The organism is Myceligenerans xiligouense (genome assembly GCF_003814695.1).
Taxonomy (GTDB): Bacteria; Actinomycetota; Actinomycetes; order Actinomycetales; family Cellulomonadaceae; genus Myceligenerans; species Myceligenerans xiligouense.
On record NZ_RKQZ01000001.1, the window covers coordinates 727282 to 741581 of the forward strand.

The following is a 14300-nucleotide window of genomic DNA, read 5'->3' on the forward strand; positions in this document are numbered from 1 at the left end:
CCGGGGGCGGCGGACGGAAGGCCGCCCGCCGCCCCCGGCAGTCAGGGATGCGCCGCACTCAGCGGCGGATGTGCCCGTAGCGGTGCATCGTGCGGCTGATCGCCTGCTCGCGGAGCATCGTCAGCAGCTCACGGCGGCCGGCGGCCAGCACGGGCGCGTCCAGGACCGTGACCGTCGCCAGCCGGCTCGTCGCCGCCTCCCGCAGGCCCGGAGCCTCGCCGATCACCCGGATCCGTCCGGTGACCAGGCCGTCCGCGACCGCCTCGGCGAACTCGTCGTGCGTGAGGTGGCCGACGGCGGTTCGGGGCGTGCCCGCGGGGACGGTGTCGGCGGCGGCGACCGTCCGGGACACGTCGACCGGCACGCCCGCGCGCCGTGCGGCGGCGAGCACGCGCTTCACCTCGATCTCCCGCGCACCGTCACCCACCCGCACGGTCAGACCCGGCACGGGCCGGTAGCGGAACACGTTCGACTCCGCCTCGAGCCCCGTCGGGTCGTGCTCCACGGCGAACTCGCGGGCCCACCAGCGCTCGTCGTCGGCGACCGCGGCGGCGAGCCAGCCGTCCGGGTCCTCGTCGCGCGAGGGGACGTCGGCGGCGTCGGACCACGTGCCGAGCTGGGCCACGTAGTTCGGGCCTCCGGCCTTCGCGCCGGGGCCGACCGACGACGCCTTCCAGCCGCCGAACGACTGCCGCTGCACGATCGCGCCGGTGATGTGCCGGTTCACGTAGGCGTTGCCCACCTCGACCCGGTCGAGCCAGTGCTCGATCTCGGCCTCGTCCAGCGAGTGCAGGCCGCCCGTGAGGCCGAAGGAGACCGCGTTCTGCACGTCGATCGCCTCGTCCAGCGTGCGGGCGGTCATGATGCCGAGCACCGGCCCGAACACCTCGGTCAGGTGGAAGAACGACCCCGGCCGGACGCCGTCGCGCACGCCCGGCGTCCACAGGCGGCCGTGCGCCAGGCCCGCCTCACGGGCCACGGCGTCCAGCCGGCGCGGCCGAACGAGCCACGACTCGCCCGGCTCCAGGGTGGTCAGCGCGCGCAGCAGCTTGCCCTGCGCGGGCTCGGTCAGCGGGCCCATCACGGTGGACAGCGAGGTCGGCGGGCCGACGGCGAGCGACCGCACCGCGTCGACGAGCTGGCGCCGGAAGCGCTCACCCGTCACGCTCGTCGGGTCGCCCACCGATCCGACGAGGATCACCAGCGACGCCGCCGAGCACTTCTGCCCGGCGTGCCCGAAGGCGGAGCGCACCACGTCGGCGACCGCCAGGTCGAGGTCCGACGACGGCGTCACGACCAGTGCGTTCTTGCCGCTCGTCTCGGCCAGGATCTGGAGGCCGGGCCGCCAGGAGGCGAACATCTCGGCCGTCTCGATCGCGCCGGTCAGCACCACGCGGGCCACGCCGTCGTGCGTCACGAGGCGGCGGCCCAGGTCGCCGTCGGGCACGCGGACGTACTGCACGACGTCGCGCGCGACGGCCGGGTCCAGCCCGATCTCCGGCGCCACCTCGTCGAGCGCGGCGTGCACCGCCTCGACCGCCAGCTCGTAGCAGCGCGGCGTCGGCGGCGCGGGCTTGGCGATCACGGCGGAGCCGGCGGCCAGCGCCGCGAGCACGCCGCCGATCGGGATCGCGACCGGGAAGTTCCACGGCGGGGTGACGAGCGTGACGCCGTCGGCATGGAACTCCGCGCCGGGGTACGCCCCGGAGGCCGGGTCGAGCCGTTCGGCGCTCACCGCGTAGTAGGCGGCGAAGTCGATGGCCTCGGTGATCTCGGGGTCCGCCTCGGCCACGGTCTTGCCGGCCTCGTGCACGGCGGCCGCGACCAGGTCGGTGCGTGCGGCCTCCAGGTGGCGGGCGGCGGCGCGCAGCACCCGGGCGCGGTCGGCCGGGGCGACCCGGGCCCAGGCGGCCGTGGCGCGCCCCGCCGTGGCGACGACGTCGTCCACCTGCTCCGTGGTCGCGAGCGGCCGGGTGAGGGCGGGGACGAAGCCCGAGCGGGCGCCGATCACGTGCGCGGCCCAGTCGCGCGAGGCGCCGACGGCGGGGTCGGTGTCCACGGCGTTGCGGAACCCCGTCGAGTTGTCGGAGGGCAGGGAGCCTGTGGACGCGGCGGAGCCGGCCTCATTCCCTCCGGACGTGCCGGGAGCCGGCGCGCCGGGTCCCGGCATGCCGGAGTCGGCCGGGTCTGGGCGAGCATCGCGGGGCACGCGGCGCGGGGCGACGTCGGACGTCTCGTAGTGCACACCGTCGGTGACCGACGCGCGGAACGCCGCCTCCTGCAGCTCCATCGGGTCGGCGGTGACGCCGTCGTCGTGCGACTCGGCGAACATCGCGTAGACGAAGTTCTCCTTGGTCGCGTTCTCCTCGAGGCGGCGCACGAGGTAGGAGATCGCGACGTCGAAGTCCTCGTTCCGCACCACGGGCGTGTAGAGCACCACGCGGCCGCCGTCGGGCCGGATCTCGTCGCGCACGGCCGCCGACTCGGCGGGCGCCATGCCCTGCAGCATCTCGATGTCGAGGGCGTCGGCGACGCCCCGGCCGCGGGCCAGCAGGACGGCGAGGGCCACGTGGTAGAGGTTGTGCGAGGCGGCGCCGATCCGGACGGCGGCGGCGCGCTCGGGGCGCAGGGCGTCGTCCAGGAGGCGTACGTAGTTGGCGTCGACGTCAGGCTTGGTGAGGTACGGCGCCTGCGGCCAGTCGTGCACGGCGGCCTCGACGCGCTCCATGGAGAGGTTCGCGCCCTTGACGAGCCGCACCTTGATGCGGGCGCCGCCGGCGGCGACGCGCTTCTGCGCGAACGCCGTGAGGTCGTCGAGGGCCCCCTGGGCGTCGGGAAGGTAGGCCTGCAGGACGATGCCGGCCTCCACGTCGCGGAACTCGTCGCGGTCCAGGACGGCCTTGAACACCTCCGCGGTGAGCGCGAGGTCGCGGTACTCCTCCATGTCGAGGTTGACGAAGACGCCGTGCTCGCGCGCCGCGCGGTACAGCGGGAGAAGGTGCTCGACGACGCGGTCGCGGGAGCCGGGCAGGTCCCAGGTGACGAGCTGCGCGGCGACACTGGAGACCTTGACGGACACGTAGTCGACGTCCGGCCGCTCCACGAGCCTGATCGTGCGCTGGAGGCGTGCGGCCGCCTCGGTCTCGCCGAGCACCGCCTCGCCGAGCAGGTTGACGTTGAGGGTGTACCCCTGCGCGCGGGTGCGGGACAGGTGGGCGGTGAGCCCGGGGCCGGCGTCGGCCACGAGATGTCCGACGAGCTGCTTGAGCCGGGCGCGCGCGGCGGGGACGACGACGGCGGGCGCGACGGGTGCGGCCAGCGCCCCGGCGCGGAACAGCAGCTTGTCGACGGGTCCGAGGAAGGTGGCGGCGCCGGCCTGGTCGCCGAGCCGGGCGAGGGCCTTGGCGGCGACCCGCGAGTCCTGGGGACGGGCGACGTCGTCCACGAAGCTCATCGCGAGTTCGAGGCCGGCCGGGTCGGAGACCAGGGCGCTGAGCGACTCGGAGGCGCGCGCGGCGGCTCGGTCGGCGGCCGACGGGTGGGCGGCACGTTGCTCGCTCGCGCGGATCCAGCGGCGGGCGAGGGCGACGGCGTCGTCGGCCAGGGACTCGGCGGAGACGGCGGCGCTCGTGGCACCGTCCGGCACGTCGTCGTGCACCGAGACTGCACGGGGATGCTGGGCAGGACTCTTCATTCCTCCAGGGTGCACCCTGTGCGCGGGAACCGTATTGGCGGAATTCCTCATCCCCGGGAAGGATTCCGGTCAAGGCGATCCCGCCGAACCGCAAGCCGTCGTTGCCGCTGGTCGCCGAACCGCACGTTGAATCGTTCGAACGGCGCACTGGCACGATTCAACGTGCGGTTCGACCGCCGGAACCGGTGGGGACGTGCGGTTCGGCGGCCGGTAAACGTGGGGAGATGATGGGGGGATGAGCATCTCCGCGACCGAGGCATCCTGGCCCGAGGCCACCGCGCTGCTCGAGGCACTCAGCCCGGCGATGGTGTCGCTGATGGACGAGCTGACGGGCGTGATGTTCTGTGCGAAGGACGCCGGCGGACGGTACGTGCTGGTCAACGAGGTCTTCGTCGCGCGGACCCGGGAGCGGTCACGGCGCGACGTCGTCGGGCGGCGGGCGCCGGACCTCTTCGTGACCGATCTCGCCGAACGCTACGAGGACCAGGACGAGCAGGTCCGGGCCACGGGACGGCCGCTGCGCGGTGAGCTGGAGCTGATCCGGCACGTCGGCGGGGCGCCCGGCTGGTTCCTCACGGCCAAGCTGCCGGTGCACGACACGGCGGGCGGCTTCGTGGGGCTGGTCTCGGTCTCGCAGGACCTGCGCTCCGGAGACGCCGACGACGCGATGATCCGCGACATGGCGCACCTGCGCCAGGAGGTCGAGGCGCGCCTGGATCTCGGCGAGGTGCCGTCGGTGGGCGACCTGGTGGAGCTGTCCGGATACGGGGCCGGGGCCCTCGACCGCCGGGTCCGGCGGGTGTTCGGCCTCTCGCCGCGACAGCTCGTGCTGCGGCTGCGAGTGGACCGCGCGACGCACCTGCTCACGTCGACGACGGCACCGCTGGCTCAGGTCGCGGCGGTGGCCGGGTTCTCGGACCAGGCATCCTTCACACGGACGTTCGCCCGTGTGACGGGCGAGACCCCGGCCGCGTTCCGCCGTCGCAGCACCTAGGCCGAGGCGCCCTCGATCAGTTCCACCTCGAAGACCTGGGGGTCCATGGGGACCGGCTCGCCCGTCAGCAGTGCCAGCAAGGTGCTCGTGGCCGCGTTGACCATCTGGACCACCGGGTTGCGCACGGTGGTCAGGCGAGGGGTGGTGGACGCGGCGATGCCCAGGTCGTCGAACCCGGTCACGGCCACGTCGCCGGGCACCGACAGGCCCCGGGCCGCGAGGGCGTGCAGCGCGCCCTCCGCCATGAGGTCCGACGCGGCGAAGATGGCGTCCACGTCAGGATGTTCGTCGAGCAGGCGCTGGGTAGCCTCGGTCCCGCCGATCACGGTGAAGTCACCCTCGACCACGGCGTCGTCGGGCAGACCGGACTCCCGCATCTCCGCGCGCCAGCCCGTGAAACGGTCCACACCCGCGGTCATGTCGAGAGGTCCGGTGATCGTCGCGATGCGACGGCAACCCCGATCGATCAGCCGCCGGGTGGCCAGGCGGCCGCCGCCCACGTTGTCGACGTCCACCCAGCGCAGGCCCTCGTCGGCGAACGGCCGGCCCACGAACACGGCGGGCAGCGACCCGCCGGCCAGCTCCGGCTCCAGCCGGTCGTCACGGTGGTGCGACGCGACGATGACGCCGTCGACGTGCCCGCTGCCGAGGTAGCGGGCCATCTGCCCCGGGTGCTCGCCGGGCCGCGCCACCAGCAGGACGAGTTGCAGGTCCGTGGTGGCGAGCCCGGCGGAGACACCTCGCAGCGTGGCGGCGAGGAACGGGTCCGTGAGGATGCGGCCGTCCGGTTCGGGCACCACGAGCGCGATCGAGTCGGTACGCCGCGTCACCAGGGAGCGGGCGGCACGGTTGGGTGAGTACCCGAGGCGGGCGACGGCGTCGTCGACGGCGGCCTGCGCCTCCGGTGAGACACGCAGGCCGCCGTTGATCGCGCGGGACGCGGTGGACCGGGAGACTCCGGCCGCGCGCGCCACATCGTCCAACGTCGGTGGTCCGTCGGGCGTCAGCGCGCACCCCCTCAGTAGTCCGGCCGCGGGGTGCGGCCGATCAGCTCAGCTTATCGGCAGGTCCGGCAGAGAGCCTTCCGTTGCGACCTGACCGTACCAGCGTCCCGACGCCTTGACGACGCGTTCCTGGGTCTCGTAGTCGACACGGACGAGACCGAACCGCTTGCCGTAGCCCCAGGCCCACTCGTAGTTGTCGAGCAGCGACCAGCCGAAGTAGCCGCGGACGTCCGCGCCCTCGTCGATGGCGTCCTTGATGGCGCGCAGGTGGCCGTCGATGAACTCGATCCGGCCCTGGTCCTCGACGTAGCCGTCGGCGTCCGGCACGTCGTCGTAGGCGCACCCGTTCTCCGTGACGTACATGGCGATGCCGCGGGGGCCGGTGTAGTCCTGCTGCAGCCGCAGCAGGAGCCGGGTCAGGCCTTCGGGCTGGATCTCCCAGTTCTGGTCGGTGACCGGGAGGCCGCGCGGGTGGACGTACGCGCCGTCACCGCCGGGGAAGGGGGACGACGTCGCCCGGCTGAGCGGAGCGTTGCCGGACAGCGGGTTCGGGGCCGGGACCGCCGCCACGCCGTTGCCGTGGTAATAGTTCACGCCGAGGGTGTCGATGGGCGCCGAGATGATCTCGAGGTCGCCGTCCCGGATGTGCTTCGTCAGGCCGTACGGCTCGACGTCGGCCAGGACGTCCTCCGGGTAGGCGCCGCGCAGGACGGGGTCGGCGAAGATCCGGTTGAAGGCGCCGTCGAGCCGCCGCGCGGCCTCGACGTCGGCGGCGTCGTCCGGGTTCAGCGGGTCCTCCACCTCGAAGTTCAGGGTGATCCCGAGGTTCGCCTCCGGCGCGCGCTCGCGCAGTGCCTCGACGGCGAGACCGTGCCCGAGCATGAGATGGTGCGCGGCGGCGAGGCCGTCCTCGCGGGACTGCCGGCCCGGCGCGTGCTGGCCGCCCGTGTACCCGAGGAACGCGGCGCACCACGGCTCGTTGAGGGTGGTCCACACCCCGACCCGGTCACCGAGGCGCTCGTGCGTGGCGACGGCGTAGTCGCGGAAGCGGTAGGCGGTGTCGCGGACCGGCCAGCCGCCGTCGTCCTCGATGCCCTGCGGCAGGTCCCAGTGGTACAGGGTGAGCCAGGGCAGGATGCCGGCGGTGAGCAGCTCGTCCACCAGGCGGTCGTAGTAGTCCAGGCCCGCGGGGTTGAACTCCCGGCCGCCGGGCTGGATGCGCGCCCAGGAGGTGGAGAACCGGTAGGCCTTGATGCCCAGGTCCCGCATCAGGGCGACGTCCTCCGGGTACCGGTGGTACTGGTCGCAGGCGACCTCGCCGTCCTCCTGGTTCAGGACCGCGCCGGGAACGCGCGCGAACACGTCCCAGATCGACTCCTCCCGGCCGTCGGTGCGAGCCGCGCCCTCGACCTGGTAGGCCGCGGTCGCCGCGCCCCAGAGGAAGTCCGGCGGGAAGTCCACGCGCCCGGTCCCGTTGGCGCCGCGCGCCGGCCGAGGCGTGCTCGGGGTATAGGGGAGCGCGGTCCCCGGTGCGGCCAGGGTGCCCCCGCCCGCGGGTCCGGTCGCTGCTGCGATCTCGACGTCCATCGTGTTCCCTTCGACGTGGGCGGGTGCGGCCGTGCGACCCGGATCGGTCGGAAGCGCCCCTGAAGACAGGCGTGGTAGCGCTCCCATGCCCGAACGATCGTTGTCCGATCCCCGCGTCGTGTCAAGCCGGGACGGTCGTGCGACGGGCGCCGCACGGCCCGTGGAGTCTCCGCCACGGCCGCGCGGCGTGTCGAGCGCACGGGAACGATGTGAACCGGTTAACAGGTCGCGCTCTGGTCGGTAGGAGTGTTCGCCTACCTGCCAGAACGCGTTCGGGTGACCTCGGGGCGCGCCAAGAACTCACGGCGGGGCGTGCCGCCGTGGCCTTCGGGTATCGCCGGCCAGGTCGTTACGGCCGCTCGCCCGCGAGCCAGGCGCGGCCGGCCTCGGCCTCCTCCTCCAGCGCGGCGCGGACGGCCTGCGAGGCTGCTTCCTCCACCACGGCGCCGAACAGGGGGACGGTCGACCGGACGTCACCGTCGTAGGTGAGCCGGGTGCCGCCGTCGGCCAGCGGCTGCAGCCGGCCCGTCCCCGTGATGCGCACGGGTGCGCCGAGGATCTCCACGGAGAGGGTGCCCATGCGCCGCCCGCCCGACAGGGCCTCCCATGCCTCCGCCTGGCGGATCTCGAGGGCTCTGCCCACGAACGACCGCGCCTGCGCGGGAATCTGGTCGGTCGCGAGGGTCCGGCGCACCACCACGGTGAAGCCGTGGTCCACGGAACCGGTGACGTCCGCCTGCTCGACCGTGCCGCCACCCGGGGTGCCGGCACGCACGGTTCGTGCCGACCGCCAGCGAACGAACTCCACGTCGGCGAGCATCGCCGAGACGTCGTCAAGGCTGGCGGGGTAAGTCAGGTCGACCGTCAGGTGCACGTGCTCTCCTCGAGGTCGGTTCCGCCGGTGTTCAGCACTCTAACGTGTCGGGGTCGCCCGCCGGTTCCCGGTTGTCATGTATCTCGGCGCGTGCCGGTGGCGGTGGCGTCCGGCCGATCTCGCGGCGTCCGGCCGATCTCTTACCCTTGAGCCGTGTCCGCGATGAGTGATCTGATCCTTGAGCATGCTGAGATGGAGCCGGCCGAGATCGAGTGGCTGCATCTCCTCGTCGGCGACTGGCAGGTCATCTCGGACCTTGCCTTCGCCGATCTGGTGCTCTGGCTGCCGACCACGGACGGCGGATTCGTCGCGCTCGCCCAGTGCCGGCCCTCGACAGGGTCGACCGTGCACTACGACGACATCGTGGGATCCGTCGCGCCCGAGGGGCAGCGCCCGCAGCTCCGCCGCGCCATCGAGGAGACCCGCGCCCAGCGTGCCCGGGAGCCCCGCTGGTTCGGCGCGTACGCCGTGCGCGAGGAAGCCGTTCCGGTGGTGCACAAGGGCCGCGCGATCGCCGTCGTCTCCCGGCAGACGAACCTGGGGTCGGGCCGCACGCCGTCGCGTCTGGAACTGAACTACGTCGAGGCTGCCGACGACCTCGTCGCGATGGTCGCCCGCGGCGAGTTCCCGCTGCCCAACGCCGCGACCGGGCCGCGACGGGGTGCGCCGCGCGTCGGTGACGGCCTGATCCGGCTGAACTCCGAGGGCGAGGTCCTGTACGCGAGCCCGAACGCGCTGTCGTGCTTCCACCGGCTCGGCGTCATCGGGCCGCTGGGCGGCCAGTCGCTCGTCGAGGTGGTGGCCCGGGTCGTGGAGAAGCAGGCGAATCCCGTCGACGAGTCGATGCCGCTGGTGGTGATGGGGCGAGCGCCGTGGCGCACGGACGTCGAGGCGCGCGGCGTCGCGCTGTCGCTGCGTGCCATGCCGCTCACCGACCACGGCCACCGCATCGGGGCCGTGCTGCTGTGCCGTGACGTGTCGGAGCTGCGGCGCCGCGAGCGGGAGCTCATCACCAAGGACGCGACGATCCGCGAGATCCACCACCGCGTGAAGAACAACCTGCAGACCGTCGCGGCGCTGCTCCGGCTCCAGGCCCGGCGCATGGACGTGCCCGAGGCACGCGCCGCCCTGGAGGAGGCGATGCGCCGTGTCGCGACCATCGCGCTCGTGCACGAGTCGCTCTCGCAGACGCTCGAGGAGCAGGTGGAGCTCGACGACATGGTGGGCCGTGCGCTGCGCCTCACGGCGGATGTGGCGTCGGCCCAGACCACGGTCCGGACGGTGCGGAACGGCTCGTTCGGGCTCGTGCCGGCGCAGGACGCGACGCCGCTCGCACTGGTGCTGACGGAGCTCGTGACGAACGCGGTGGAGCACGGGTTCCCGGGCCGCAGCTCGGGCACGGTCGAGGTCAACGTGGAGCGCAGCGGCAGCGACATGCGGGTGATCGTGTCCGACGACGGCGTCGGGCTGCCCCTGGCGGAGGACGGCGCCGCGGGCGGGACCGGGCCGGGCAGCGGCCTGGGTACGCAGATCGTGCGGACGCTCGTGATGAACGAGCTCGGCGGGACGATCGAGTGGTCCGCGCGCGACGGCGGCGGCACCGAGGTGGAGCTCCGGCTGGTGCTGCGCGACGGCGTCGGGCGGGCCTCGTGACGGCCGGGGAGCGGTCCCGCCCATCGCCCACCCGGTGCCGGACACGACGAAGCGCCCGGGACGGTGGGGGAGTCCCGGGCGCTTCGCCGACGAAAGAGGGTGCGTGACCGGTGGGGTGGTCCTCAGCCGGCGCGGCGGGCGCGAGCGGTGCGCCGCTTGAGCGCGCGCCGCTCGTCCTCGCTCATGCCGCCCCACACGCCCGAGTCCTGCCCGGAGTCGATCGCCCACTTGAGGCAGGTGTCGACGACGTCGCATCGACGACAGACAGCCTTGGCCTCCTCGATCTGCAGCAAGGCAGGTCCGGTGTTACCGATGGGGAAGAACAGCTCGGGGTCTTCTTCGAGGCACGCTGCACGGTGGCGCCAGTCCATGTCGGATACTCCTTGTGGTGGAACGTCCCTGCCGTTCGGGCCCTGGGCAGTAATAACCCGCGCCGTCGTCGTGCGTTCTGGGGGCGCAGACCGGCCGAGCATGCACTGCGTCCGTGGGCAGCGGCTGTGCAACGTTTTCGGCCGCAGTGCGCCGAGGGCGCTCGAACTTCAGGTGTGTTCGGGGGGTTGGGCTTGCTGGTACTAGGTTCACATCTCGTGAAGCCTCGCACAAGGGGTTGTCGCAAACTTTCCCTGTCTCGGCAGGTGAGGTTTCCGTCACATTATTGAGAATCTGCACTTCACCGCAAACTCGTCTGTCAACTTCATACCCGAAAGAGATACTGTGAGCAGATCTTTGCCATTGCTACGTTCACTTCTGGCACTCCTTGTGGTAGAGGCCGTCGGCGTCGGTGCCTTCGCGATGGCGATTCTGGGGGAACTGGCGCTCCGCGGCTCCGCGGCTCCTGAGACGGCCATCTTTCTCGTCCTGGCCCTGGGTGGTGCCGCCTGGGCTCTGGTGGCCGCGGGGCGGGCGCTGCTGCGGGGGAGCCGCGTGGCACGAGGTTTCGCCGTCACCTGGCAGCTGTTCCAGATTTTCGGGGGATTGGCGGTCGCCCTGGGCGGAGGTCCGCTCTGGGCCGCGATCGTGGGATGGACGGTCGTCCTGCTGGCGGTCGTGGTGATCGTGCTGCTCATGATGCCACCGGTAATAGAAGCAACGACTAGGACGTCCGTCCATGAAGATTGAGTGCATTCTGTGAGCTACGTGAGGATCGCTTCCCGACATGGGTACACAGAACGCCGAGGTGACGGCCGTCCTGGCCGGTCACCTCGGCGTTCTCGTGCGGTGCGTCAGCCGGCGGACGCCGCGAGGGCGGACTGGAAGGCCGACACGTCACCGTGCCCGTTGGCCCCGACGAACTTGAGCGTCGCGTCGGAGACCGCGTTGAGCTGTGCCACCGGCACGGCGGCGCCGTGTGCCAGGGAGGACACGATCGCGTCCTCCTCGAACGACTTGAGTGCCATCCGCTGGTAGTCCGTGAACCCGCTCCGGTCGACGTCCGTGCGAGCCGGGATGGAGCCCTTGATCTTGTTGAACGCCACCTGGCCCTCCTTCGAGCTGACCGTCTCCAGCCACGCCTCGGTGCTCTCCGGGCTCAGGATGTCGGCGGTCATGGTGAAGGAGTCGGCGAGGAAGTCGAACGTTCCGGCGGTGCCGGGAGCCGCGACGGCCACGTAGCCCTCGCCGAGGGTCATGTCGGCCTCGTCGAACGCGCTCACGGCCCAGTCGCCCATGATGTTGAACGCGGCCTCGCCGCCGATGACCATCTTGGTGGCTTCGGGCCAGTCGCGCTCCTCCCGGTCCTCGTTCGTGAACGACATGACGGTCTTGAAGTTCTCGAGCGCTGCGGTGACCTCCGGGCTCGTCCAGCTCGTGCTCCCGTCCCAGAGGCCGTTGTACGCGTCAGGGCCGAGCGTGCCCAGCAGAACCGTCTCGAGCAGGTGCACCTGCGTCCACGTGGTTCCGACCGAGAGGGGCGTGATGCCGGCCTGGTCGAGCTTCTCGAGGTCCGCGATGAAGGCGTCGATGCTCTCGTACCTGGCGGAGGGGTCGATCCCGTTGGCCTCCAGCACGGACGGGTTGGCCCACATCACGTTCGCGCGGTGGATGTTCGAGGGAACCGAGTAGATCTTCCCGTCCTCGGTGGACAGCTGATCGATCAGGTCCTTGGGAAAGACGTCGGTCAGGCCGTACTTCTTGTACAGGTCCGACACGTCCACGACGTAGCCGTCCGCGATGTAGTCGTCGAGCTCCGCGCCCGCGTGGACCAGGAACGTGTCCGGCGGGTCCTGGTTCTCCAGGCGCGACTGGAGGTGGTCCTTGGCCGCCGAACCACCTCCACCGGTGACGCCGTCGTTGACGAACCTGATGTCGGGGTGCTGCTTCTCGAAGACGTCGGCCAGTGCGTCCAGGCCCGTCTTCTCGACACCTGCGGCCCACCACGTGTACACGCCGACATCGGTGTGGGTTCTGAGAGAGGGCTCGGCCTCTCCTGATGATGCGCCGCCGCAGGCGGCGAGCGTCATGACGAGCGCGGTAGCTGTCGCCACCGCCGCGGTCGTCCTCCGAGTCACTCGCATCTGGTGGACCTGAACTTCCTTCGTCGTTGGAGACCGGGCAGTGAGCTGCCCGGACTCCGGCTTTGGGGGGTGGGCATCCGCTGCCCGGCTGGGTGGTGGTGCCCAGGAGCATAGCGAACAGGCGGTGTCCCCCGAGTTTCAGCCCTTGACGGAGCCGGACATGAGGCCGCCGACGAAGTACTTGCCGAGGATGATGTAGACCAGAAGCGTGGGGAACGAGGCGAGGAGCGCCCCGGCCATGGAGACGCCGTAGTTCTGCAGCAGGGCGCCGTTGGCGAGGTTGTTCAGGGCGACGGTGACGGGCCCGTTCTGGCTGGAGGAGAAGAACACGGCGAACAGGAAGTCGTTCCACGCGTTGGTGAACTGCCAGATCAGGACCACCACGAAGCTCGGGACGGAGATCGGCAGCAGCACGTTCCAGTAGGTGCGCAGCATTCCGGCACCGTCGACCCGGGCGGCCTCGATGAGTTCGGCCGGAACGGTCGTGTAGTAGTTGCGGAAGATGAGCGTCGTGATGGGGATGCCGTAGACGACGTGCAGGAGGATCAGTGAGGGGATGCCGTTGGGGATGCCCAGGTTCAGGACGAGCTGGTTCAGGGGGATCATGACGGCCTGGTAGGGGATGAACATCCCGAAGAGGATGAGGGTGAAGACGATGTCGGCGCCCTTGAAGCGCCAGCGGGCCAGGACGAACCCGTTCAGCGATCCGAGGAACGCGGAGATGATGGTGGAGGGGATGACCATCTGGAGGCTGCGTCCGATGGCGGGAGCCAGGGTGGTCCAGGCGGTCTGCCAGTTCTCCAGCGTCCACGTCGTGGGGAGTGCCCACGCGCGGGCGGGCGAGGCGTCACCGGCGCCCTTGAAGCTGGTCACGAACAGCACGTACACCGGGATCAGCACGACGATGACGACGAGGAGCAGCATGGCGTAGCGCGCCGTGCGGCCGGCGGCGTAGCGCGCCGGCGACGTGGCGCTGCGCTCGGGCGGCGTCTTCTTGCCGATCGGCTCCAGGAGGGTGGTCATCGCTTTTCCTCCCGGTGGGTGTGGATGAGGTAGGGGATGATGACGGCGGCGACGATGACCAGGAGGATGGCGCCGACGGCGGCGGCGTTGGCGTAGTCGAAGCTGGATTTGAAGACGTACATGTCCACCGCTGGGACCTTGGTCTGGTAGTTGGCGGGTTTGGAGATGGACATGATGAGGTCGAAGGATTTGAGGCTCATGTGTCCGATGATGATCAGGGCGGACAGGGCTACGGGGGATAGTTGGGGGAACAGGACGTGGCGGTAGAGCTGGAGTTCTGTGGCGCCGTCCATGCGGGCTGCTTCGCGGAGTTCGTCGGGGATGCCGCGGAAGCCGGCGAGGAAGAGGGCCATGACGTAGCCGGACAGTTGCCAGATGGCGGGGATGGCGATGGCGATGATGCCGAAGGTGACGTTGTTCCACCAGTTGTTCTGCAGGAAGTCCAGGCCGATGATCTGGAAGAGGCGGTTGAGGCCGGAGGCTTGTTCGTCCTGGTTGGAGTTGAGCAGCCAGCGCCAGACGACGCCGGAGGCGACGAAGGACACGGCCATGGGGAACAGGTAGATGGAGCGGAAGTAGCCTTCGCCTTTGACGGGCTTTTCCAGGAGCCATGCCCATCCGAAGCCCATGGCCATCGTTCCGGCGAGGAATACTGCGGTGAACAGCAGCAGGTTGAGCAGGGAGTGCTGGAACGCGTCGGTGGCCAGCAGGGCGGTGTAGTTGTCGAACCAGACGGCCGCGGCGGGGGCCTGGCCGGTGGCCTGGGCGGCGGTGTGGTTGTCGGTGAACGACATCTGGAAGTTCGCCGCGATCAACCCGTAGACGAACACCCCCAGAAGCAGCAGAGAGGGAGCGAGCAGAAGAAGGGGAGGCCCTACCCGTCGCAGTTTCTTCCGCATGCCGTCACCTTACGAGTGTGAGACGGGACCCTGCGCTCCGAGGAAGCGCGCTGCGTCCC

At 71.0% G+C, this 14300-nt stretch carries 11 protein-coding genes; 3 read left to right on the top strand and 8 right to left on the bottom strand.

The genetic code is table 11. The features are described 5' to 3' along the window. Positions 1 to 58: 58 nt before the first annotated feature. The gene (locus EDD34_RS03180) at positions 59 to 3694 is read right to left on the bottom strand and encodes a proline dehydrogenase family protein (RefSeq protein ID WP_123813284.1); all 3636 of its coding nucleotides are present in this window, start codon (positions 3692 to 3694) and stop codon (positions 59 to 61) included. 235 nt (positions 3695 to 3929) lie between these two features. Here EDD34_RS03180 and EDD34_RS03185 point away from each other — a divergent pair, with 235 nt between their 5' ends. Continuing rightward, positions 3930 to 4688, top strand: a complete 759-nt coding sequence (locus EDD34_RS03185) for a helix-turn-helix domain-containing protein (protein ID WP_123813285.1) — start codon at positions 3930 to 3932, stop codon at positions 4686 to 4688. Here the strand turns inward: EDD34_RS03185 and EDD34_RS03190 are convergent. The 3 genes from EDD34_RS03190 to EDD34_RS03200 all read right to left on the bottom strand — a co-directional run bounded on the left by EDD34_RS03190 (position 4685) and on the right by EDD34_RS03200 (position 8153). Next, positions 4685 to 5662 carry a LacI family DNA-binding transcriptional regulator gene (locus EDD34_RS03190; protein WP_123816290.1) on the bottom strand — a complete coding sequence of 326 codons (978 nt, stop codon included), beginning with the start codon at positions 5660 to 5662 and terminating at the stop codon, positions 4685 to 4687. The two genes, EDD34_RS03185 and EDD34_RS03190, sit on opposite strands and share 4 nt — an antisense overlap. 78 nt (positions 5663 to 5740) lie before the next feature. Further along, a complete protein-coding gene (locus EDD34_RS03195) occupies positions 5741 to 7279 on the bottom strand; it encodes a GH1 family beta-glucosidase (RefSeq protein ID WP_123813286.1) in 1539 nt (512 codons plus the stop codon). Between the two features lie 349 nt (positions 7280 to 7628). Beyond that, positions 7629 to 8153 (bottom strand): DUF2505 domain-containing protein, encoded by a 525-nt coding sequence (locus EDD34_RS03200; RefSeq protein WP_123813287.1) that lies wholly within the window; start codon positions 8151 to 8153, stop codon positions 7629 to 7631. 162 nt (positions 8154 to 8315) lie between these two features. On the opposite strand from EDD34_RS03200, the gene EDD34_RS03205 reads away from it, so the two are divergent. Then, complete coding sequence (locus tag EDD34_RS03205; RefSeq protein ID WP_123816291.1) at positions 8316 to 9806, top strand: sensor histidine kinase; 1491 nt, start codon at positions 8316 to 8318, stop codon at positions 9804 to 9806. 122 nt (positions 9807 to 9928) lie between these two features. On the opposite strand, the gene EDD34_RS03210 is transcribed toward EDD34_RS03205, so the two are convergent. Then, on the bottom strand, positions 9929 to 10177 hold the full coding sequence (locus EDD34_RS03210) for a WhiB family transcriptional regulator (RefSeq protein ID WP_123813288.1): 249 nt from the start codon (positions 10175 to 10177) through the stop codon (positions 9929 to 9931). Between the two features lie 343 nt (positions 10178 to 10520). Here EDD34_RS03210 and EDD34_RS03215 point away from each other — a divergent pair, with 343 nt between their 5' ends. Then, positions 10521 to 10925: a hypothetical protein gene (locus EDD34_RS03215; protein WP_123813289.1), complete on the top strand. Its 405-nt coding sequence runs from the start codon at positions 10521 to 10523 to the stop codon at positions 10923 to 10925. Positions 10926 to 11029: 104 nt separating this feature from the next. Here EDD34_RS03215 and EDD34_RS03220 read toward each other — a convergent pair whose 3' ends face one another. The 3 genes from EDD34_RS03220 to EDD34_RS03230 form a co-directional block, all read right to left on the bottom strand. Then, positions 11030 to 12289: an ABC transporter substrate-binding protein gene (locus tag EDD34_RS03220; RefSeq protein WP_246012160.1), complete on the bottom strand. Its 1260-nt coding sequence runs from the start codon at positions 12287 to 12289 to the stop codon at positions 11030 to 11032. 168 nt (positions 12290 to 12457) lie between these two features. Then, complete coding sequence (locus tag EDD34_RS03225; protein WP_123813291.1) at positions 12458 to 13342, bottom strand: carbohydrate ABC transporter permease; 885 nt, start codon at positions 13340 to 13342, stop codon at positions 12458 to 12460. Next, a complete protein-coding gene (locus EDD34_RS03230) occupies positions 13339 to 14241 on the bottom strand; it encodes a carbohydrate ABC transporter permease (RefSeq protein ID WP_123813292.1) in 903 nt (300 codons plus the stop codon). Before EDD34_RS03230 ends, EDD34_RS03225 begins: the two co-directional genes overlap by 4 nt. Positions 14242 to 14300 lie beyond the last annotated feature (59 nt).

Excerpts from the sequence above, each read along its gene's own strand:
- EDD34_RS03230 (WP_123813292.1), bottom strand. The coding sequence starts at position 14,241 with ATGCGGAAGAAACTGCGACGGGTAGGGCCTCCCCTTCTTCTGCTCGCT.
- EDD34_RS03210 (WP_123813288.1), bottom strand. The coding sequence starts at position 10,177 with ATGGACTGGCGCCACCGTGCAGCGTGCCTCGAAGAAGACCCCGAGCTG.
- EDD34_RS03205 (WP_123816291.1), top strand. The coding sequence starts at position 8,316 with ATGAGTGATCTGATCCTTGAGCATGCTGAGATGGAGCCGGCCGAGATC.
- EDD34_RS03180 (WP_123813284.1), bottom strand. The coding sequence starts at position 3,694 with ATGAAGAGTCCTGCCCAGCATCCCCGTGCAGTCTCGGTGCACGACGAC.
- EDD34_RS03195 (WP_123813286.1), bottom strand. The coding sequence starts at position 7,279 with ATGGACGTCGAGATCGCAGCAGCGACCGGACCCGCGGGCGGGGGCACC.
- EDD34_RS03225 (WP_123813291.1), bottom strand. The coding sequence starts at position 13,342 with ATGACCACCCTCCTGGAGCCGATCGGCAAGAAGACGCCGCCCGAGCGC.
- EDD34_RS03185 (WP_123813285.1), top strand. The coding sequence starts at position 3,930 with ATGAGCATCTCCGCGACCGAGGCATCCTGGCCCGAGGCCACCGCGCTG.